General features: G+C 43.2%; 18 protein-coding genes. 8 read left to right on the top strand and 10 right to left on the bottom strand.

The features are described 5' to 3' along the window. The first annotated feature begins 157 nt into the window (after window positions 1-157). Window positions 158-1,063: an Npun_R2821/Npun_R2822 family protein gene (locus MICAI_RS08980; protein ID WP_008200659.1), complete on the top strand. Its 906-nt coding sequence runs from the start codon at window positions 158-160 to the stop codon at window positions 1,061-1,063. 161 nt (window positions 1,064-1,224) lie between these two features. On the opposite strand, the gene MICAI_RS08975 is transcribed toward MICAI_RS08980, so the two are convergent. Beyond that, the gene (locus MICAI_RS08975) at window positions 1,225-1,515 is read right to left on the bottom strand and encodes a DUF3288 family protein (RefSeq protein ID WP_008200657.1); all 291 of its coding nucleotides are present in this window, start codon (window positions 1,513-1,515) and stop codon (window positions 1,225-1,227) included. Between the two features lie 2 nt (window positions 1,516-1,517). Then, window positions 1,518-2,195 (bottom strand): hypothetical protein, encoded by a 678-nt coding sequence (locus MICAI_RS08970; protein ID WP_008200656.1) that lies wholly within the window; start codon window positions 2,193-2,195, stop codon window positions 1,518-1,520. A gap of 419 nt (window positions 2,196-2,614) precedes the next feature. Here MICAI_RS08970 and MICAI_RS08965 point away from each other — a divergent pair, with 419 nt between their 5' ends. The 3 genes from MICAI_RS08965 (at window position 2,615) to MICAI_RS08955 (ending at window position 5,291) form a co-directional block, all read left to right on the top strand. Further along, window positions 2,615-2,827 carry a hypothetical protein gene (locus MICAI_RS08965; protein ID WP_008200653.1) on the top strand — a complete coding sequence of 71 codons (213 nt, stop codon included), beginning with the start codon at window positions 2,615-2,617 and terminating at the stop codon, window positions 2,825-2,827. A 140-nt stretch (window positions 2,828-2,967) separates the two neighbouring features. Next, window positions 2,968-3,858: an indole-3-glycerol phosphate synthase TrpC gene (gene trpC, locus MICAI_RS08960; protein WP_008200651.1), complete on the top strand. Its 891-nt coding sequence runs from the start codon at window positions 2,968-2,970 to the stop codon at window positions 3,856-3,858. Window positions 3,859-4,136: 278 nt separating this feature from the next. Beyond that, window positions 4,137-5,291, top strand: coding sequence for a pyridoxal-phosphate-dependent aminotransferase family protein (locus MICAI_RS08955; protein ID WP_008200649.1), 1,155 nt, complete (start codon window positions 4,137-4,139; stop codon window positions 5,289-5,291). Between the two features lie 340 nt (window positions 5,292-5,631). Here the strand turns inward: MICAI_RS08955 and MICAI_RS08950 are convergent, their stop codons facing one another. From MICAI_RS08950 to MICAI_RS08930, 5 genes are all read right to left on the bottom strand, one after another. Beyond that, window positions 5,632-6,540 (bottom strand): LysM peptidoglycan-binding domain-containing M23 family metallopeptidase, encoded by a 909-nt coding sequence (locus tag MICAI_RS08950; RefSeq protein ID WP_008200646.1) that lies wholly within the window; start codon window positions 6,538-6,540, stop codon window positions 5,632-5,634. A 19-nt stretch (window positions 6,541-6,559) separates the two neighbouring features. Beyond that, window positions 6,560-7,858 carry a homoserine dehydrogenase gene (locus tag MICAI_RS08945; RefSeq protein WP_039899902.1) on the bottom strand — a complete coding sequence of 433 codons (1,299 nt, stop codon included), beginning with the start codon at window positions 7,856-7,858 and terminating at the stop codon, window positions 6,560-6,562. 384 nt (window positions 7,859-8,242) lie between these two features. After that, window positions 8,243-9,424, bottom strand: a complete 1,182-nt coding sequence (locus tag MICAI_RS08940) for a hypothetical protein (RefSeq protein ID WP_008200639.1) — start codon at window positions 9,422-9,424, stop codon at window positions 8,243-8,245. Between the two features lie 337 nt (window positions 9,425-9,761). Beyond that, a complete protein-coding gene (locus tag MICAI_RS08935) occupies window positions 9,762-11,117 on the bottom strand; it encodes a (Fe-S)-binding protein (protein WP_008200636.1) in 1,356 nt (451 codons plus the stop codon). 9 nt (window positions 11,118-11,126) lie between these two features. After that, window positions 11,127-12,413, bottom strand: a complete 1,287-nt coding sequence (locus MICAI_RS08930; RefSeq protein ID WP_008200635.1) for an FAD-binding oxidoreductase — start codon at window positions 12,411-12,413, stop codon at window positions 11,127-11,129. 377 nt (window positions 12,414-12,790) lie between these two features. On the opposite strand from MICAI_RS08930, the gene MICAI_RS08925 reads away from it, so the two are divergent. After that, window positions 12,791-13,978: an aspartate aminotransferase gene (locus MICAI_RS08925; RefSeq protein WP_008200632.1), complete on the top strand. Its 1,188-nt coding sequence runs from the start codon at window positions 12,791-12,793 to the stop codon at window positions 13,976-13,978. 94 nt (window positions 13,979-14,072) lie between these two features. Next, window positions 14,073-14,804, top strand: coding sequence for a RadC family protein (gene radC / locus MICAI_RS08920; RefSeq protein WP_002753303.1), 732 nt, complete (start codon window positions 14,073-14,075; stop codon window positions 14,802-14,804). Window positions 14,805-14,857: 53 nt separating this feature from the next. Here the strand turns inward: radC and MICAI_RS08915 are convergent, their stop codons facing one another. After that, on the bottom strand, window positions 14,858-15,178 hold the full coding sequence (locus tag MICAI_RS08915; protein WP_008200630.1) for a DUF4164 family protein: 321 nt from the start codon (window positions 15,176-15,178) through the stop codon (window positions 14,858-14,860). 279 nt (window positions 15,179-15,457) lie between these two features. On the opposite strand from MICAI_RS08915, the gene purM reads away from it, so the two are divergent. Beyond that, window positions 15,458-16,483 carry a phosphoribosylformylglycinamidine cyclo-ligase gene (gene purM, locus MICAI_RS08910; protein WP_008200628.1) on the top strand — a complete coding sequence of 342 codons (1,026 nt, stop codon included), beginning with the start codon at window positions 15,458-15,460 and terminating at the stop codon, window positions 16,481-16,483. A 249-nt stretch (window positions 16,484-16,732) separates the two neighbouring features. On the opposite strand, the gene cofH is transcribed toward purM, so the two are convergent. Both cofH and psb29 read right to left on the bottom strand, forming a co-directional pair. Further along, window positions 16,733-17,869, bottom strand: coding sequence for a 7,8-didemethyl-8-hydroxy-5-deazariboflavin synthase subunit CofH (cofH, locus tag MICAI_RS08905; RefSeq protein WP_008200626.1), 1,137 nt, complete (start codon window positions 17,867-17,869; stop codon window positions 16,733-16,735). A gap of 137 nt (window positions 17,870-18,006) precedes the next feature. Further along, entirely contained in the window at window positions 18,007-18,693 is a 687-nt protein-coding gene (gene psb29 / locus MICAI_RS08900) for a photosystem II biogenesis protein Psp29 (RefSeq protein ID WP_172456621.1), read from the bottom strand. Window positions 18,694-19,005: 312 nt separating this feature from the next. On the opposite strand from psb29, the gene smpB reads away from it, so the two are divergent. Next, window positions 19,006-19,470, top strand: coding sequence for an SsrA-binding protein SmpB (gene smpB / locus MICAI_RS08895; RefSeq protein ID WP_004162719.1), 465 nt, complete (start codon window positions 19,006-19,008; stop codon window positions 19,468-19,470). Window positions 19,471-19,565 lie beyond the last annotated feature (95 nt).

Genomic DNA, 19,565 nt, shown 5'->3' with positions numbered 1-19,565 from the left:
TCAGTGAGCAGTGAGCAGTGAGCAGTGAGCAGTTATCAGTGAACAGGGATATCGGGAGAAAAAAGCTGATGGCTGACTCCCCAAAAAGAAAACTTTCTACTTCACCATTAAGATAACTGCTATATAATTATTTCTAACTCTTACCCCGAGGATATTTATGAAGCGAGGAATTTACATTACCGCTAATGACCGAGTTATCGAGCAGGCGATCGCATTAATGAATAGTATTCGTTTGTACGATCCCGATTCTCCCGTCATCTTGATTCCCTACGACAATAATTATCAAAAAATTGCCGATTTATTGGCAGAAAAATATGGCGTTATTCTCTATCCCGATCTGCAATTAGTGGAAAAATTGGCACAGAAAATCTATGATATTTTTGGAGAAAAATTCTTTGCTCGTCCCAATCAATTTCGCAAGCAGGTGTGTTGGTTTGGAGAATTAGATCAATTTCTTTATATCGATACCGATATCGTAGTTTTTGAAAAAATAATAGATAATCTAAATTTTCTCGATACCTACGATTTTCTCTGCTGTGATTACCAACACAAAAAAGGTATTGCTGATGTCTTTAATCCGATTGTTTTAGAACAAGCAATCTTCACAGAAAATGATCTAACTGGAATGTTTAACGGTGGTTTTTGGGCTAGTAAAAAGAATCTGTTCTCAGAACAGGAATTATATGGTGCTTTTCAAGAATGTGCCGCTCATCCAGAATATTTTGATTTTTCTCAAAAAACCTCCGATCAACCGATTATTAATTATACCATTCTCAAACGAGTTCCCAATCGGTTTAATATTATCCGCGCCCCGGGTTGTCAAGCGGGAAATTGGGCGGGAAGTTCTCATTTTCAATCTCAGGGGAATATCTTAATCGATCCGAGATTAAATCAGCCCTTAAAATATTTACATTGGGCAGGAATTCATATTGAACCGGGATGTCCCTACTGGGATATCTGGAAATATTATCGTTATCTAGATGATCCTAATCCCCCCGCAGATCCGCCAGCAAGCAAACCAAAAAATCCGTTTCAGAGATTGTTAGATAAAATCAAATTATAGGTTTTATTTTTGGTGCATCTCCTATTTGTGACGTTCTCTCACCTATAGGTGAGCAACAGCAGTTATTAAAAGAGGGCGAAGGCAATTCGCCCCTACAATAATATTATTTTCTGAGATAAGGTGAAAGGGAACAAGTGTTTTTTTCAACCCTATAGCTTAATTTAACTCCAATCCTGTTGCTCCTCGCTTTGGCGAATTTGATACACTTGTCCGTGACTGTGCAGTTGTCGAGTTTTTGCCCATAAACTAGCTTCATCTAACTGCCATTTTTCTAGGATTAAATCTAAATCTCTTTGGATTTCTCTTGCCCCCGGAAAGTTTTGATAACGTATGCGTAAACGAGCGCATTCAGCTAAGTTTAAATCATTGGGTTCTGATTGCAGCAGCTGATCAACAATCGGGCGATCGAGTCTTTCCTGTGGATGTTGTTGTTCTTGATTTTTACTAACCATAATTAATCGAACCAACCGATTTCGGAATCCGTTAACTCTGTCGGGGTAGGATTGGGGGCAATATAACGGGCCAAAGTTGCCATTTCAAAGTTATAAAGACTGGGTTTCTTCGGCGCAGGTTTGGTAATTGGCGACGGTTCAGGGGTGGGAGTGGGACTATTTTCTAGGGTTTTAATTTGATTATATAATTTTTCAATTAACTGTTTTTTCTCGGTTAATTCCGTCTGGGATTGACTTAATTGACTCGATAATTTTTCAATTAACTGTTTTTTCTCGGTTAATTCCGTCTGGGATTGACTTAATTGACTCGATAGTTTTTCAATTAACTGTTTTTTCTCGGTTAATTCCGTCTGGGATTGACTTAATTGACTCGATAATTTTGCCACCAAAGTGTTTTTTTCCGAGAGGACAGATTCTAACTGCTCGGTCTGTTGTTGTAACTGCTGTAACCTGACAGAGAGTTCCAGCTGTTCTTTAAGTTCTTTTTCCAGAGAAATAACTTTTTCTTGGAGAGTTTGCCCATTTTTCTCGGTTTTTTCTAACTCTGCCGTCAAGTCGTTAATTTTTGCCTGTAGGGTGGCGTTTGTTTCCTTAGAACGTTTGGGAGAAGGAGAGGTTTGGGATTCTACCTCTTTATTAGCTTCTGTACGGATGAGATCGTTTAAATTACCTTTGGTCATAAGCTCTGCAAATAGGATATTACGATAGAATCGGATACTGTCAAGAAATCTCTTGGTTTAGGCAATCGATAATTAAGTGGGTGGGTGGAATTAAATATAAGATGAACGTAGGTTGGGTTGAAGCATGAAACCCAACGCCCGATTATGTTACGCTACCGCTAACCCATCCTACAAATAATTGTGCCTCCCTACTTATTACCCCGATATACAAGCTTGATTAAGCTGGGGAATTGTTCCATAGGTTTTATTGTATAGCTTGAGGTCGATCGATCCCTGTCCATTTAAGGAATGAGAACAAATACCTAAATCTCAGTTTCGCCAGTAAGATTCTAAATTTTTCTGTAGTTAATAATACGGAATACTAAATTTGTGTCAGACTAAAGGTAGAAGTCGATCGCACCTGTGGCAAGGATAAATTTATGAATATTGAAGAAAAAGCGCGTCTCAATCTAACCCAAGAACGACAAGCAGAAGGAATGCTCGAAGAAAATGTCTTAACTCGTACAGGGGAGCTTTTGGGGGAAGGAGAGGCAGAAACTGCGAAAGCGCGGGTTTTGTTAACTGAAAATCGCCAAGAAGAAGGAAAACGTCAAGATCAAATCTTAGAACGTTCGATCGAAGCTATGCAATAGCCTTTAGGTGAAGACTGGGAATGTCCACAAAAGTTATAGATAAATATCTGTAGAGACGTGGTTAACTGCGTCTCTATCTCAATTACCGATAACTAATCACTGTTAAACTAATCACTGTTCACACTCTGGACAGTGAAAAAATGCAGATCCGAAGAAAACACCCCAATCCTGCCGTCAAAGTTGAGAGTTTGAGTTATGTGGTGAAAGTGCCGGAGGCACAACCACAAAATATTTTAGAAGAAATCGTTTGGCATAAGGAGATCGAAGTCGATAAATTGCGCGAAAGGTTGCCTTTATTGGAATTACGCAAAAAAATAGCTAATACTGCGCCACCTTGCGACTTTTTAGCTGCCTTAAAACAGGGTAAAACCCAACCCGCTTTGATTGCCGAAGTCAAAAAAGCTTCTCCTAGCAAGGGAGTTATCCGCGAAGATTTTGATCCTGTAGCGATCGCCCGTACCTATGAACAGGGAGGAGCCACTTGTTTATCGGTTTTAACCGATAGTAAGTTTTTTCAAGGTAGTTACGAAAATCTTACCCTCGTCCGGCAAGCGGTATCTTTACCCCTATTATGCAAGGAATTTATCCTTTATCCCTATCAAATCTACTACGCTCGCTCTAAAGGAGCCGATGCTGTCCTTTTAATTGCCGCTATTTTAAGCGATCAAGACCTAGCATATTTTGTCAAAATTGTCAAGGGTTTAGGGATGACAGCTTTGGTAGAGGTGCATAGTCTGGCCGAATTCGATCGAGTGTTAGCCATTGAGGGAATCGAACTAATCGGCATTAATAACCGCAATTTAGAGACATTTACAGTCGATTTAGACAATACTCGCCAATTACTAGAAGCCAGGGGCGAAAAGGTGCGAGAAAAAGGTATTCTGATCGTCAGCGAATCGGGATTACACACAGCAACAGATCTGGCTAAAGTGAAGCAAGCGGGAGCAAATGCGGTTCTAATCGGCGAATCTTTGGTAAAACTGCCCGATCCTGCCGCAGGTATCCAGAAACTCTTTGAAAATCGGGAATAGGAGTTAGGAAGTGGGGAGAGGGAATTATGAATTATAAATTATGAATTATGAAGTGGGGAATTGGGGAGATGGGGAAGCTGTCTCATCACCCTATCACCCCAAAACCCTATCACCCCAAAACCCTATCACCCTATCTCCTGAATACTGACTCCTGACAAGGCTATCTGCCGGGATATAATCAGAGTTTGCCGAATCTTAAATCATCCCCTCAGAATTGATGCGATCGAGATTTGGTTTTTTATCTTTGTTAAATATGGCCCAACGAGAGAGGACGAACCATGGAAAATAAAAATATGTTGATGATTCCCGGCCCCACACCAGTGCCGGAAGCGGTATTATTGGCTATGGCTAAAGCACCCATCGGTCATCGGACGGGTGCTTTTAGCAAGGTAATCGCCGAATTAACCGAAAATCTCAAATGGTTGCATCAAACCAGTGGCGATGTCTTAATGCTAACCGCTTCGGGAACCGGTGTCATGGAAGCGGGAATTATTAATTTTCTCAGCCCCGGCGATCGAGTTTTGGTGGGGGATAATGGTAAATTTGGGGAACGTTGGGCGAAAGTGGCGAAAGCCTACGGCTTAAATGTGGATATCATTAAGGCAGAATGGGGTAAACCCCTAGATCCAGAAGCATTCACCGCTAAACTGACCGAAGACAAGGAAAAAGCCATCAAAGCGGTAATTATCACCCATTCGGAAACTTCCACTGGGGTCCTCAATGACTTGGAAAGCATTAACAAAGCGGTAAAAGACCACGGGGAAGCTTTAATCATCGTCGATGCTGTCACCAGTTTAGGAGCCTATCATATTCCCATCGATGAATGGGGTTTAGATGTGGTCGGTTCTGGTTCCCAGAAAGGTTATATGATTCCTCCCGGTTTAGGTTTTGTTTCCGTAAGTCAAAAAGCTTGGAAAGCCTACGAAACCGCCAAACTACCCCGTTTTTATCTAGATTTGGGCAAATACAAAAAAGCCACCGATGAGGATAGTTCCCCCTTTACCCCTCCAGTTAACCTGATGTACGGTTTACAAGCTTCTCTGCAAATGATGAGAAGAGAGGGATTAGCGGCAATTTTCGCCCGTCACCAACGCTTAACGAAGATGACGCGGGCCGGTATGCGCGCCCTGAATTTGCCCCTCTACGCGGCGGATTCCTGGGCTTCCACGGCGATTACTGCGGTGGCCCCCACTCTGGTGGATGCGGAAAAAATTCGTTCGACTCTCAATAAAAAGTTCGACATCGCTCTCGCTGGTGGTCAGGATCATCTCAAGGGTAAAATCTTCCGTATCGGTCATTTAGGTTTTGCCAGTGAGAGGGATATCCTCACGGTTATCGCTGCCATTGAAGCGACTTTAATCGAGTTAGGTGTCGAAGGTGTCACCCCCGGCGCCGGTGTGGCTGCCGCTGCCTCGGTGATGGTGCAGGGTTAATCTTGGGTTGGCTTTTCCCCTTCTCCCCAAAGAGGGGGATTTTTGGCTCTCTTAGGTTTGGTGGGTAAAATGTAGTCTAAGATACAGTCTTGGGGCAGTGAGTGGAAAGAACCACAGAGACACAAAGGACACAAAGACTGATCGCTACTATATAAGTTAAACTTATCATACAAAGAATAAGAGAGCCAAAAACCTTGTATTATCATTATTCAGTACACAAACTGGTACAAAAAAAGAGGGCAACAAAGCCTGAAACGACCGGCTACTGAATCCTGACTCCTGACTCCTTACCCCACAGTTAACTTTACTTTTGTCCAACTACTTAATCCCACTTAACCGTTTACTTTTGACTTGATTGCGGGCCAATTTGGGGCAAATGCAAAGCCGGATCCTGCGCTGTCCAACCGACGGGAGTATCTAAGCGCACCTCAAAATGAAGATGGGGGGGAATAATATCCGGTTGTCCCGTGGTCCCAACCGCACCGATAACGTCTCCTGCTCGTACCCGTTGGTCAATTCTCACTGTAACCCTGCTTAAATGAGCATAACGGGTCTGCCGACGACCTAAATGATTAATTACTACCAAATTACCATAGGCCCCTTCCTGACCCACATAAATCACTAGACCATCCTCGGCGGCTAGAACAGGTGTACCAACATTTGCGAGAAGATCAATACCACTATGAAAAAGATTTTTCTGTTCCGTGGGGCTTTTTTGCCAACCGTAGGCTAATCCGACAGTGCTGGCAAAGGGTAAGGGATAAGAACTTAATCCAGTATAATCCGATCGCTTGCTGGCGGCGGACCAATTGGTGCCGGGGATAAAAACTATTGTCGGCCGGCGACCACAACCGTTAAGCTCAAAGAGTATATCGGCACGAATACCATAGGCCGCTTCTAAATCGCGCCAAGTGGAACCCTTGGGTGCTTCGATGCGAATGCCGTTCATCGGGGGAATAAAGATTTCTTTCCCGACCGGGGCCAAACCATTTTTGAGAATAGTCGGATTGAGTTTAATTATCGTTGCCGGGATAAGAGCGTATTTTTCGGCGATGGAGGCGATCGTTTCTCCCGCTTGGATTCTATGGCGTTGTAACCTTGATAAAATCGGTGGGGGACAAACATTATCAGACCCTTGGGCAAAAATTAATTTTTGATTTAAGCCCAAAAAACCTAGACAAAAAAACAAAATTGTGCTAGTCAAACTTAGCCAACTTTTCTCGCTTCTGATTCTCCGACCCATGACCATAAAAAAACCGATTTCTTAATTACAAAACCCGGAGAATACTGGGAATACTGTCAATAGCTTCTAAAGACTCTATTGCCACTAAAGCGTTGCGGAAATTGCCCTCGCGCACATCGTGGGTGACAACGACAATTTCGGCTAAATCACCCCTAATACCAATTTGTACCACGGATTCTAGACTAACCCCATGGTCACCGAAGGCCATACCTAAATGACCGATTACCCCCGGCACATCGCGACAGAGAAAACGAGCATAAAAACGGGTCGATAAATCCTCCATCGGAGCGATTTGACAATAATGCTGGTGAACACAGCTTAAAAGCGGGTCAAGTTCCTTGGTTTTGCCACTACTTTTTAAAATTCCGACGATATTCATCACATCCGATACTACCGCGCTGGCCGTCGGTCCGCTACCGGCACCCGGTCCATAAAACATCACTTGTCCCAGGGGTTCCCCCTCGACCAGAATAGCGTTATAGACTCCGTTAGCATTAGCGAGGGGATGGGTTTTCGGGACTAGGGTTGGATGAACCCGCAACTCTAAAGTATCGGCATCTTCCTTAACCGTGTCTTTCGCAATCGCTAATAATTTAATCACAAATCCCAGTCTATCAGCGTAGGCGATATCGACGGCGCTAACTTGCCGGATACCTTCACAGTAAACATCTTCCCGTTTTACCCGACCTCCAAAACCCAGAGAGGCTAAAATAGCGATTTTATCGGCCGCGTCGAATCCATCCACGTCCGCAGTGGGATCCGCTTCTGCATAGCCTAATTCCTGAGCTTTGGCCAGAACTTCACTAAAATCTGCCCCTTTTTGGCTCATTTCCGTGAGAATATAGTTAGTTGTGCCGTTGACAATTCCCATAATGCTGCTGATGCGATTAGCTCCGAGGGATTGTTTCAAGGGTTTAATGACGGGAATTCCACCACCCACGGCCGCTTCTAGGAGGACATAAACCCCTTTTTCGTTGGCCTTGGCGTAGATTTCATCGCTAAAACGGGCAATAACTGCTTTATTTGCCGTAACAACGTGCTTTCCCGATGCGATTGCCTGGAGAATTAAAGAGCGTGCCGGTTCCAAACCACCCAATAATTCGACAATAATATCAATTTCGGGGTCAGTAACGATCGATTCTAGGTCAGTGGTCAACAGCTGGGGAGAAAGCTCGATTTCTCTGGGTTTATCTAGGGATCTAACTCCCACCCGTCCAATGGTAATCTCTTTGAGTACGGGATGACGACCAAAAGGATCGAGGAGGATTTTCGCTGTTCCCGTCCCCACAACCCCGAAACCGAGTAAACCAATCTTAAAGGTCACGCTTTTATCTCCTGCTAGTCCGACGCAAAAAATACTAATGGCCAAGCTGTCGCCATTGTCGATTTTATCATTACAAGGTCTTTGTCTGTGGGGTTTTCTTTTGCTTCTGTTCAGGAACTGATGATGATCAATGTGCAGTATTTTTGTATTAAAATCAAGCCAATCTCGATCGCATTTAAACGCTTATCCTGTAATTGTGATTGATTTTATTGACCGATATACATATTCGGGAATGTGAGTAACATTTTTGATCATAACTCTAATTTATGATGACAATAATTCTCTATCTAGTTGATATTTTTGAACAAATCAATCGACTCTCTTTGAGCAAAGAGCTATGTTAGCATGATTAGTTAGGGTAATTTTACTCAACTGCACGAGCAACTAAGTTATCCAGCCCCAATTACCATACCAAAGAAATAGAATTGATAAAAAATAGGTAAAGAAGAATAACATAAATCCATAAAAATAACGATTTTTTTGGCTCCAATATCCAAGAATAATAAATATTGGAAATATTGTCATCATATACCTCATCATTGATTGTGTTGTTCCTGTACTTAAAGGTAAAAAAATGCTCAGAAAGGCAAAAATCAATAGGGAAATATTGAGAGGCTTTTTAATGATAGAGAATAGCAAGATACCTAAAAAAAAGGAGCTGAAAAAAGTATCTAGGAATCTCACTGCATTATTGGCATCTTTGGGAAACATAAAATTGATATTCTTCCAGTAGTTGATTAAAGTAATTAAAGGAAATACTCTCTCATTTCTAGCCCACAGATCCTGAATTTTAACAAATGCCAAAGGTTCGTTGAATTTCCAAGCTAAAAATACCATATAAGCGATTAACCCACAGGGTATTAATAGGAGGAAAATACTTTCTCTCTTGGGCAGTTCTTTTTTCTTTAAATATTTCCAGAGTAATTCGATAGCAAAAGCCAGAAAAATTATTACTCCTGTGACTCTAGTTAAACTGGCAAAAAATCCAAAAAATCCAGACCAAAAGTATTTCTTATTCAGAAAGAAATAAAAACAAGCAGCGGTGGTTAGCAAATATAAACTTTCTGTATAAAAACAGCTATAAAAAAAGGAGGTAGGAAAAACCAACATAAGAATTAAAACCTTTTCACAGCCTCTTTTATTTAGATAAATATTACTAATTTTATAAACAAAAATCAAGGCAAGTATTAGACATAAATTAGAAACCAAAAGACCAGAAATAGGCACACTTAAGGAAGTTAAAAATGCAATTGCTTTGACTAAAATAGGATAGAGAGGAAAAAAAGCAACGTTCGATTGTTTTTCGGGATTGTATGAATATCCCCCCTGAATAATTTCGTTATACCAAGAACTATCAAAACGAAAGAAAGAATCCAAATAATGATTATCGGGAAACCAATGCCAAAAAGGTTCTTGAGGAGATGAAGATTCATTCATCTGACTAAAACTGAGTCCGATTAGGTGCATCAGTAAAAGTGTTCCTCTCCAAATGATGAAGATTTTTAATATATATAAGAAAAGCTTTCTTGATTGACTAAAGTTGCTAGTTTCGGCCCTTAATTCCATATTATTGATTTCTCCTAAAAAAAAATTTATGGTTTAGTTTGAATTAGGAAATAAATATGACCAGTTTTAAGTCCAGGGTTTTCCCGAACCTTGCCATGGGGAAACAGAAGTAAATTGTCTTAGTAAATAGTTGAGTCTGATTGCTCCTAACCGCATCTTTCTGTGAACTGGATTCTAAGATTGAAGGGGGAACAATATTGTTCCCTAGATTTTTCTTGATGCTATTTTTACCGAGTAATAACAGAGGAGAGATGAAACCCCTCTATCAAAAATCTAGGTGACAGTAAGGACGAACTATCGAGAAAATTACCGAAAATTAAGATAAAACGGGGATGAACTAGGAAATTTTCAGCCCGCGAATCGCATAATCTAATAATTCGATAGGATGGATAACGGGTGTATCTTTGCCCTGTAATTGTAGATGTTTTTTAATTTGTAGGGAACAACCCGGATTAGGAGAAGCAATCACCGCGGCCCCAGTATTTAATAAATTGCGTACTTTCTGCTGACCTAATTGATCGGCAGTATCTGGCTGTAGCATATTATAAACTCCGGCACTACCACAACACAGGGCCGCATCGATAGGTTCTTTTAAGTTAATATTGGGGATTTTTTGCAATAATTGCCGTGGCTGCACCGAGATTTTTTGTCCGTGTAAAAGATGACAGGCATCTTGATAAACTAGGGTTAATTCTGTCTCGGTAATCGGCGATAAATCAGCAGTTAACCCCACTGCATCTAAAAATTCTTGAGCATCGCGTACTTTAGCCACAAACTCCTTAGCCTTATCTTTGTATTCAGGATCATCGGCTAAAATATGATGATATTCCTTGAGAGTATGACCACAACCCGCCGCATTGATAATAATATAATCAACCTCGGTTGCTGCGAAACTATCTATCATTTGTCTGGCTAAACTTTGTGCTTGTTTTTCCTGTCCTTGGTGTGCGGGTAAAGCGGCACAACATCCCTGGATTTTTGGGATAACCACTTCACAACCATTGGCAGTTAAAACCCGCACTGTTGCTTCATTTACCGGCGAGAAAAAGAGGCGCTGCACACAACCTAAAACTACTCCCACCCGATAGCGTTTTTCCGTTTGGGAGGGAATAACATCGGCATAGTTTTTAAACAGAGAATTTAGAGTAATTTGGGGTAGAATCGATTCCATGGCCGCTAGACGGGGAAAGAGCATTTTTAAGATACCCGATTTCCTGACTAGGGTTTGTAATCCCAGGGTTTGATATAACCAGAGGAAAGGTAAAAATAATTTGAGACGGACGGGATAGGGAAAGAGATTAAAAATGAGAAAACGAATAATTTTATCTTTAAAACTGCGGGGTTGATTGCGTTCCACTTGCGGACGAACTGCGGCGATTAATTGATCGTATTGTACTCCCGATGGACAGGTACTAACACAGGCTAAACAGCCTAAACAAGTATCAAAATGTTGGCTAGTGGTTTCGTCTAAAACCGCTTCCCCTTTATTGATGGCATTCATCAGATAAATTCTGCCCCGGGGGGAGTCCATTTCTTTGCCAATGACTCGATAACTGGGACAGGTAGATAGACAAAAACCACAGTGAACACAACTATCGATTAATTCTTGGGCAGGGGGATTCTTGGGGTCAAATCCTTGACTTTTTTGGTCGATTAATTCTTGAAAGTTAAGGGAATGTTCGGAGGTTTGCATAATTTTTAATTAGATTTTGTTAAGAAAGCGTTCAGGACTAAAAATACCTTGAGGATCGAATTTAGTTTTTATGGTTTTCATCATGGTAATTGCGTTACCTGTATAACCCCAAGGTTCAATTTTTTCTTTTAGGGATGGAGGTGCGGTTAACACCGTTAAATAACCCTGATTGCCATGGCATAAAGAGCGAATTTTGTCAAGATTTTCCTCCGATTTTAAGATAACTTTACCCACGCCGCTACTAATATTAATCGAGGCTAGTCCGTTAATTTGGTCGATCACTAGAGCTAAATTGCTGGGTAATAATCCTATTTTGCCGAAAAAATTGCCCTCTTGGTCATAATTATCCATTGTTTTTCGGTATCTTTGCCATAGAGAAATTTCTTCCTCATCCCGATAATAATTAGTCTGACAATCTAACTGTTGTCCTAAATAACTCACCTGTTGCGATTGTTCGCTAATACTTTCGGGAATGCTTTGAAAACGCAGCAGTAAAGCGACTTTTTCCCCTAATCCTAGTGCTTGCGTCATCCCTGGGTTTAAACATTCAGCCACGGTGGGAGTTAGGGACGATTGCCGAATAACTTGACTCAATTTGCTAATATTTTCGCTATTTCCTCTAATTATCAGGGTTTCTGAGTTAGGGGTTTCGGGATAGAGTCGCAGGGTAATTTGATCGATAATCCCTAAAGTGCCGTAGGAACCCGTAAATAGCTTCATCATGTCGTATCCCGCCACGTTTTTCACCACACGCCCTCCGGCTTTAGCAATCTCGCCATCGTGACGGATAAAGGAGAATCCTAGGATCAGATCCCGGACTCCACCGTATCTTTGCCGCCATGTTCCCGCATCGGCCGTGGCCATAATACCGCCAATCGTGGCATTATGGGCGAAACTGGGATCAAGAGGAATAAATTGACCGCTAGGAGCTAAAAAAGCCTGTAAATCTGCTAGTTTAAGCCCAGCTTCCACGGTTATAGTTAAATCTCCCCTAGCGTGGTCAATAATCCGGTTGAGATTTTGGGTACTGACTAAAATATCCGGCGACTCGACTAATCCACCCCAATCTAATTTACTGCCTTGACCGTAGGCCAATAAAGACAGACGATTTTCGTTGGCAAAACGCACCAGAGAGGCTAAAGCGGCCGTATTAGCGGGATAGACTATAATTTCAGGACTTTTGCCCCTAATTGCCCTTGATAATCTTTCTTGTTCCTCTTTTGGCACTTGTGGCCAGGCAATAACCGTCGTGTCGGGGGGTAAAATAGAAGTTATCTGAACAGCAATCGCAGTCATATTTGACAAAAGAATTGAGGAGTGAGGAGTCAGGACTTACCGGCCGATAATCCAGAAGAATGGGGGTAATGCTGGGGCTAATCAGTAATTTTGGGCCTCTGTTAATCAGATTACCTTAGTTTGGCTCCCCATCTCCGATGTCGGGCAATTCCAGTCATACTGAAGCAGTAAAAAAGCTCTCTTGCATAAATCAAAAAATTTTCGGCAAATGTAGGGAAAAAGCGAAAGGTTAAAGGGAAAATTATCCTTTTGCCTCTTGCCTCTTGCCTCTTGCCTCGTCTCAACAAGCAATTTAAATTACGAACAGCTTAACTGCTAAATTAGCCATACACTCGTGCCATAATGGTAGATTACCTCGATCAGTAAGCCAAGAAGTAATGAGTGTAAATTGGACGAATAGCCGCGCCAAGCGATTAAGTGCCTTACCCCCCTACGTTTTCGCCCGCTTGGATGAATTAAAAGCCTTAGCCCGCAAAGAAGGACTAGATTTAATCGATTTAGGTATGGGCAATCCGGACGGTGCTGCCCCGCGTCCAGTTATCGAAGCGGCCATTCAAGCTTTTGAAACCCCCCAATTTCACGGTTATCCACCCTTTGAAGGAACCGCCAGTTTCCGAGAGGCGATCGCTAAGTGGTATTATCGCTCTTATGGTGTGGAACTCAATCCCGATAACGAAGCTTTACCCCTGCTCGGTTCCAAAGAGGGCCTATCTCACCTCGCCCTAGCTTATGTTAACCCCGGCGATGTGGTCTTAGTTCCCAGTCCCGCCTATCCCGCCCATTTTCGCGGTCCCTTGATTGCCGGGGCGACGCTATACCCGATCATTTTAAAAGCGGAACAGGATTGGCTGATAGATATCGATTCTATCCCCGAAGATGTGGCTAAACAGGCGAAAATCCTCTATTTTAACTATCCCAGTAACCCCACCGCCGCCATTGCCCCCCGGGAATTTTTTGAAAGAATCGTTGCTTGGGCCCGGCACTATGAGATTATGCTCGTCCACGATCTCTGTTATGCTGAATTGAGTTTTGATGGTTATCAGCCCACCAGTTTATTAGAAATTCCGGGGGCAAAAGAGATTAGTGTCGAATTTCATACCCTCTCGAAAACCTATAATATGGCCGGGTGGCGCGTCGGTTTTGTCGTGGGCAATTCCGATATTATTCAAGGGTTACGCACCCTGAAAACCAATCTCGATTATGGCATCTTTTCCGTTATCCAAAAAGCGGCCGAAACCGCCCTACAACTGCCGGATGAATACGTCAAACAAGTACAGGAAAGATACCGGCAGCGACGAGATTTTTTAATCAAAGGTTTGGGACAATTAGGTTGGGATATTCCCCCCTCTAAGGCGACAATGTATCTCTGGGTCCCCTGTAGCGTCGGTATGACTTCCACGGATTTTGCCCTCAGTGTCCTGCAAAAAACTGGTGTTGTTGTCACTCCGGGCAATGCTTTTGGAGAGGGAGGGGAAGGTTATGTGCGCGTCAGTTTAATTGCCGATATCCCGCGATTAGGGGAAGCTTTACAGCGCCTCGAAGATGCGGGAATTCGCTATCAGTGAGGAGAATTTTTCCCCCTGAACCGGCCAAATCCCTCTAGGCACTGACTAAAATTGCGATTATGATGGAATTTTATCGCGGTAGCTTGCCACTTCCATGACCTACAGCTTAAGAATTGCCGATATTCCCGTCAGTGAAAGACCAAGGGAACGTTTAATCAGTGTCGGGGCGAAAAACCTCAGTAACGCCGAATTATTAGCGATTTTACTGGCTACAGGTCAAGGTAAAGGCAAACTCTCGGCGGTGGGTTTAGGACAGCATATTCTCAACGAATTGAGTAAATATCGTCGGGATCCTTTGGACGTTTTGAGGGATATTCACCCCCAGGAATTAACCGCTATTCATGGCATTGGACCGGCTAAGGCCACTACTATTCTAGCGGCGATCGAATTGGGAAAACGAGCTTTTCAACGACGACCGACGGAAAAAATGGTCATCGATAGTCCTGATACCGCTGCCGCTATCCTTGGCCACGAACTAATGTATCAGTCTCAGGAACGTTTCGCCGTTATTTTACTCGATGTCAAAAATCAGTTAATCGCACTCAAAGTGATTACTATCGGCACAGCCACGGAAACACTGGTACATCCGCGAGAAATCTTTCGAGAAGTGGTTAAACAATCAGCTACTAAGTTAATTATCGCCCATAATCACCCCACCGGGTCACTTGTGCCTAGTCAAGACGATATTTTACTCACAGAACAATTATTACAGGGGGCTACCTATTTAGCCATTCCTCTCCTAGATCATTTGATCCTCGGTAATGGCAACTTCCAAAGTCTTCGCCAAATCACGGATCTTTGGGAAAAATATCCCCAAGAAGATTGACAGAAAAGACATTCGATCAAGTATTTTAATTTTTTAGCCGTTTCAATTGGGCGTTAATTTCTGCAAACATTATGCGATCGCTGTAAAGGATTGGGGAGAAAACCAAAAATTTTGGCCGCTCCTCCTAAAATGGCAACAACCAAAGCTATCAGAATCCCCCGATTGGTAAACTCCTGATAAGCGACTCTTGCAGTTAACCCTTTAATTTCTGCGGTTAGTCGCTCATCTAAAGCTTTAATGTCCCCTCTTAATTCTGATTGTCCTATCTCTAGCTTGTTTAAACGCTCGTTGACATCTCTTTGTAAAAAGTCGATTTTCCCCTCAATCCTTGTCAAGACAGCCTCAAGGGAATAAGTGACCGTTTCGTTAGACATTTTGCTAAACTCCTAATTAAGTAATCTCAATTAATTGTTAGATAGTGGCGCAGACTTCTGATTCTTTGCATTTTATCTTTAATTGTAACCGGCTACTTAGTCGATGAGTCGATGATAGGTGCTGCGTTACAACGGATTGTCACCCTCGAGTCAAAGCAGCAATTTTGGCCGTCTCACGCACCCTTTCCTCCCCACTTCCCAATTCATAATTCACAATTTATAATTCCCATGGGACCGAAATCTGGGTAAAATTTGAGAGATACAATCGGTCAATTGGGCATGGATTATAAAGAAGCGGGCGTGGATGTGGAAGCGGGACGCGCTTTTGTCGACAAAATTCGCCAAAATGTGGAAAGTACCTTCCGTCCTGAAGTTATCGGCGGTTTAGGCGGTTTTGGGGGCTATTTTCAGTTACCTTCCGGTTATCGGCAACCGGTGTTAGTATCGGGAACTGATGGCGTAGGAACCAAGCTGAAAATTGCCCATAGTCTCAATTGCCATGATACGGTGGGAATTGACCTCGTGGCCATGTGCGTCAACGATGTCTTAACCTCTGGGGCCGAACCTTTATTTTTCTTGGATTATCTCGCCACTGGTAAACTGGAAGCGTCACAGTTAGCGGCGGTGGTATCGGGAATCGCTAGGGCCTGTCGTGATAGTGGTTGTACTCTTTTGGGAGGGGAAACGGCGGAGATGCCGGGGTTTTATTCGGCCGGAGAGTACGATTTAGCGGGTTTTTGCGTCGGTATTGTCGAAAAAAGTCAATTACTCGACGGCAGTAAGGTGCAAATCGGCGATGTGGCTATCGGTTTAGCCAGTAGTGGGGTTCACAGTAACGGTTTTAGTCTTGTTCGTAAGATTATCGACACCCAGGGCTTAAATTGGCAAGATTGCCCCGAAATTTTGACCGGCTCTAGCTTAGGTGAAGTTTTGTTAACTCCCACTAGACTTTATGTTAAACCTGTGCTGGAACTGCTGCGCTCTGGGTTAGATATTCACGCCATGGCCCACATTACCGGGGGTGGCATCCCGGAAAATTTGCCCCGCTGCTTAGGTAAAGGGCATTCTGTGCAGATTTACCGCGAAAGTTGGCCAATTTTGCCGATTTTTCACTGGTTAGCCCAGATGGGATCGGTTAATTCCGAAGCCATGTTTAATACTTTTAATATGGGTATCGGTTTTGTGATCATTGTCCCATCGGATCTGGCGCAATCGACTATTAATCAACTACAATCCTCTGGGATTAATGCCTACCAAATCGGCGAAGTGATTGCCGGCAAGGGGGAGATTGTTGGGCTTGATTAAGCTACAAAAACTCTTTCAGCAAACCCTACTTAGGGTCTGCTGAAAAAGTAGGGGCGAAGCATTAGGATAGGAAATCTACGGTTTCAGCGATAGGTTATTGCCCGAATGCTTCGCCCCTACAGGACGCGATCGCCGATAAAGAGGCAAGGTTTTGAAGCACGATTCTCTCAAAACCTTGCACCCGTTTCGCAAGAAAAGCCACAAAACCCTTACCTTGCCTATATTTCACATTTATTCAGCCAACCCTAGTTAATAGATTGTATCCCGTTGACGGGCGGGGCGATCGAGGGATTTAATCGCCGTTGCTAATTCCTCGACGGTCAAACAAGTACCGCCCACGGCCCCGGCCATAGTGGTAATATGTTCTTCCATGAGAGTGCCACCGAGATCGTTGCAACCCCAGTTTAAGGCTTCTGTCGCCCCCTGTAAGCCCAATTTTACCCAACTGGGTTGATGATTTTTAATGCTATTGCCCAGATAAATCCGCGCCACTGCCGTTAATTTTAATGTATCGGCTAAAATTGGTTGATCTCGTCCGACTCGATTTCTCAGGGGTTTGGGGGCTGATTGTCCCACAAAAGGCAATAAAATAAATTCGGTGATTTTAGCTGGATAATTATTTTCTAGGGCGATTTCTTGCTGTTTTCTAATTTTTTCAAGGTGCTGCACCTGTTGGCTAGGGGTTTCAATATGACCGCAGAGCATGGTACTGGTGGTATGTAATCCTAAGCGATGGGCAGTACCGACTATTTCTAACCAAGTGGCAGCATCGATTTTTTCTGGACAAATTACCCGTCTTACCTCATCGACTAACACCTCGGCAGCCGTCCCCGGTAGAGAATTGACTCCTGCTTCTTGCAGGGAAGCGATAACTTTTTCGTAACTTAAACCGTCTTCTCTAGCGATAAATTGGACTTCTTGGGGCGAAAAAGCGTGTAAATGCAGGTTGGGAAAAGCTTGTTTCAGGTTTTTAACAATTTCGATGTAATAGTCTAAGGAATTACCCTTAATCTTGGCTTTTGGGTTTAATCCTCCCTGCATACAAATTTCTGTGGCCCCACGACGGACAGCATCCGCCGCTTTAGCGATAATTTCCTCTAAATTAAGCCAGAAAGCCCCCTCTTCATTTTCATCGCGTCTGAATGCACAAAAACTGCAATGCTGCTCGCAAATGTTACTAAAATTAATGTTGCGATTGATCACGTAGGTGACGGTATCTCCCACCTGTTGACGACGCAAAAAGTCGGCCGTTTCCCGAATCTGGGCAATTAAACGGTTATCGGTAGTTTCTAGCAAGATAATCGCTTCTTTTGCCGATAAATTTGCCCCTGACCGCGCTTTTGCCAAAATATCGGTTACGGGTGCGGTGATGGAGGAGTTAGTCACGGGAAATAAATATTAAGGGTTGCCGATCCTAATTGTAGAACGAGGTCAGAAGGAACAGTAAAGAAAGAGAGCCGATTTAATCCTTTTTCTGTTCCCCATTCCCTTGTCTGCACGCGGTAATTTCCGGTTGAGAGCCTTTATTGCAGGGTGGTTTGTTTTTCCTGTTCTTTTTGTTGACGTTTTTTCTTTTCTGCTTCTAGGGCATCTTCGATCACCTTGAGCAGCTGATCCATTTTATCAAGATTACCGCGATAAACATCGAGGTCTTTTTGCAGTTTCTCGCCGGAGAGATGGAGAATTTCTGAGAACTTTTGCAAAATTGGTTCGCGTTTTTCTTTTTCCTTGATCATGTCCGGTTGTGCTTCCGCTAAAATAGTATAGAGACCGATGGCAAACAGGCGACTATACTTAAACTTAGGCGCGTTGATCAGGGAAACTAGACTATCCGACAACTGATTGTCACCACCTAGAGCCTGGTTTTGCAGTTGGGAGAGCAAGGAATCAATATTAGTTTCTTTGGCAATAGCGATCATATTTTCGGCATCACGACGATAGACTTCGGGATTACCGTTAACCGCTTGGCACAAAGCATTAAAAATATTCGGTTTATCCTCCCCCGGACGATAGCCTTCCATGAACTTCTCGAAAGAAGTAACCACACCGAGGGCATAAATTGGATCATAATGGAAATCTACATTAACGGAGAGCAGGTGCATCTCGACTAATAATTCCTCAACCACGCGCCGATACACCGAATTGATGGGGCGGGTGTGGCGAGTATAAAAATCACGCTTACTATCGGAAACGGTGCGAATTTTATCCACAGAACCAAACTTCATAAAAATTTAACACTGCTCTCATTTTCCCCCTTCTGGTTCCCCCTGACAAGGCCGGTGATTACCAAAGAGCGGCAAGCAGTCAGTCCAGAGAGAGCAAAAGAGCGAGTAAGATAGGGCATGGGGCAATGGGGAAGTGGGGAAATGGGGAAATGGGGAATTTCAACTAAAACCCCAACACCCTAACACCCCAACACCCTAGCACCCTAACACCCTAACACCCTAACACCCTAACACCCTAACACCCCAACACCCCAACACCCCAACACCCAACAGCTTTTTCACTTTTCACTTGACTATATGGCTAATCAAGACGACAAAATCAAAATTATCAGTGACAACCGGCAAGCACGCCATCTCTACGAGATTTTAGAGACTTTTGAAGCGGGGGTGCAGTTACTGGGGACAGAGGTTAAATCTGTGCGCGCCGGTAAGGTGAACCTGCGGGATGGTTACGTTTTAGTCCGCAATGGTGAAGCGGTGTTAATTAATGTTCATATTTCCCCCTACGAACAGAGTAGCGAATATTTTAATCACGATCCGCGCCGGACGAGAAAATTGTTGATGCACAAAAAGGAAATCAGCAAACTCATCGGTCAAGTGGAACAGAAAGGCTTAACTCTTGTGCCTTTAAAGATGTATTTTAAAGGTAGTTGGGTAAAAATCAGCATTGGCCTCGGTAGAGGCAAGAAATTACACGATAAACGCGAAGATTTGAAACGTCGTCAGGATCAACGGGATATGGCGCGAGCGATGAAGCGTTAACAAAATATGGCACGGGAAGTCCCCACCCTAGAGGGAAGCGGGGGGATGTGCCGAGTGCCTCCTTTCCACTTTTCAAAAAACTTATCTGTATATTT

Origin of the sequence: Microcystis sp. T1-4, assembly GCF_000297435.1 — a bacterium.
Lineage (GTDB): Bacteria > Cyanobacteriota > Cyanobacteriia > Cyanobacteriales > Microcystaceae > Microcystis.
The sequence above is the reverse complement of the archived record's forward strand: the minus strand, read 5'-3'. Positions and strand labels throughout refer to the sequence as shown.

Coding starts and splice junctions, on each gene's coding strand:
- trpC (WP_008200651.1), top strand. CDS start 2,968: ATGCAGATCCGAAGAAAACACCCCAATCCTGCCGTCAAAGTTGAGAGT.
- MICAI_RS08950 (WP_008200646.1), bottom strand. CDS start 6,540: ATGGTCATGGGTCGGAGAATCAGAAGCGAGAAAAGTTGGCTAAGTTTG.
- MICAI_RS08970 (WP_008200656.1), bottom strand. CDS start 2,195: ATGACCAAAGGTAATTTAAACGATCTCATCCGTACAGAAGCTAATAAA.
- MICAI_RS08925 (WP_008200632.1), top strand. CDS start 12,791: ATGAGTGTAAATTGGACGAATAGCCGCGCCAAGCGATTAAGTGCCTTA.
- radC (WP_002753303.1), top strand. CDS start 14,073: ATGACCTACAGCTTAAGAATTGCCGATATTCCCGTCAGTGAAAGACCA.
- MICAI_RS08915 (WP_008200630.1), bottom strand. CDS start 15,178: ATGTCTAACGAAACGGTCACTTATTCCCTTGAGGCTGTCTTGACAAGG.
- MICAI_RS08935 (WP_008200636.1), bottom strand. CDS start 11,117: ATGCAAACCTCCGAACATTCCCTTAACTTTCAAGAATTAATCGACCAA.
- MICAI_RS08980 (WP_008200659.1), top strand. CDS start 158: ATGAAGCGAGGAATTTACATTACCGCTAATGACCGAGTTATCGAGCAG.
- MICAI_RS08965 (WP_008200653.1), top strand. CDS start 2,615: ATGAATATTGAAGAAAAAGCGCGTCTCAATCTAACCCAAGAACGACAA.
- MICAI_RS08940 (WP_008200639.1), bottom strand. CDS start 9,424: ATGGAATTAAGGGCCGAAACTAGCAACTTTAGTCAATCAAGAAAGCTT.
- smpB (WP_004162719.1), top strand. CDS start 19,006: ATGGCTAATCAAGACGACAAAATCAAAATTATCAGTGACAACCGGCAA.
- MICAI_RS08955 (WP_008200649.1), top strand. CDS start 4,137: ATGGAAAATAAAAATATGTTGATGATTCCCGGCCCCACACCAGTGCCG.
- purM (WP_008200628.1), top strand. CDS start 15,458: ATGGATTATAAAGAAGCGGGCGTGGATGTGGAAGCGGGACGCGCTTTT.
- MICAI_RS08930 (WP_008200635.1), bottom strand. CDS start 12,413: ATGACTGCGATTGCTGTTCAGATAACTTCTATTTTACCCCCCGACACG.
- MICAI_RS08975 (WP_008200657.1), bottom strand. CDS start 1,515: ATGGTTAGTAAAAATCAAGAACAACAACATCCACAGGAAAGACTCGAT.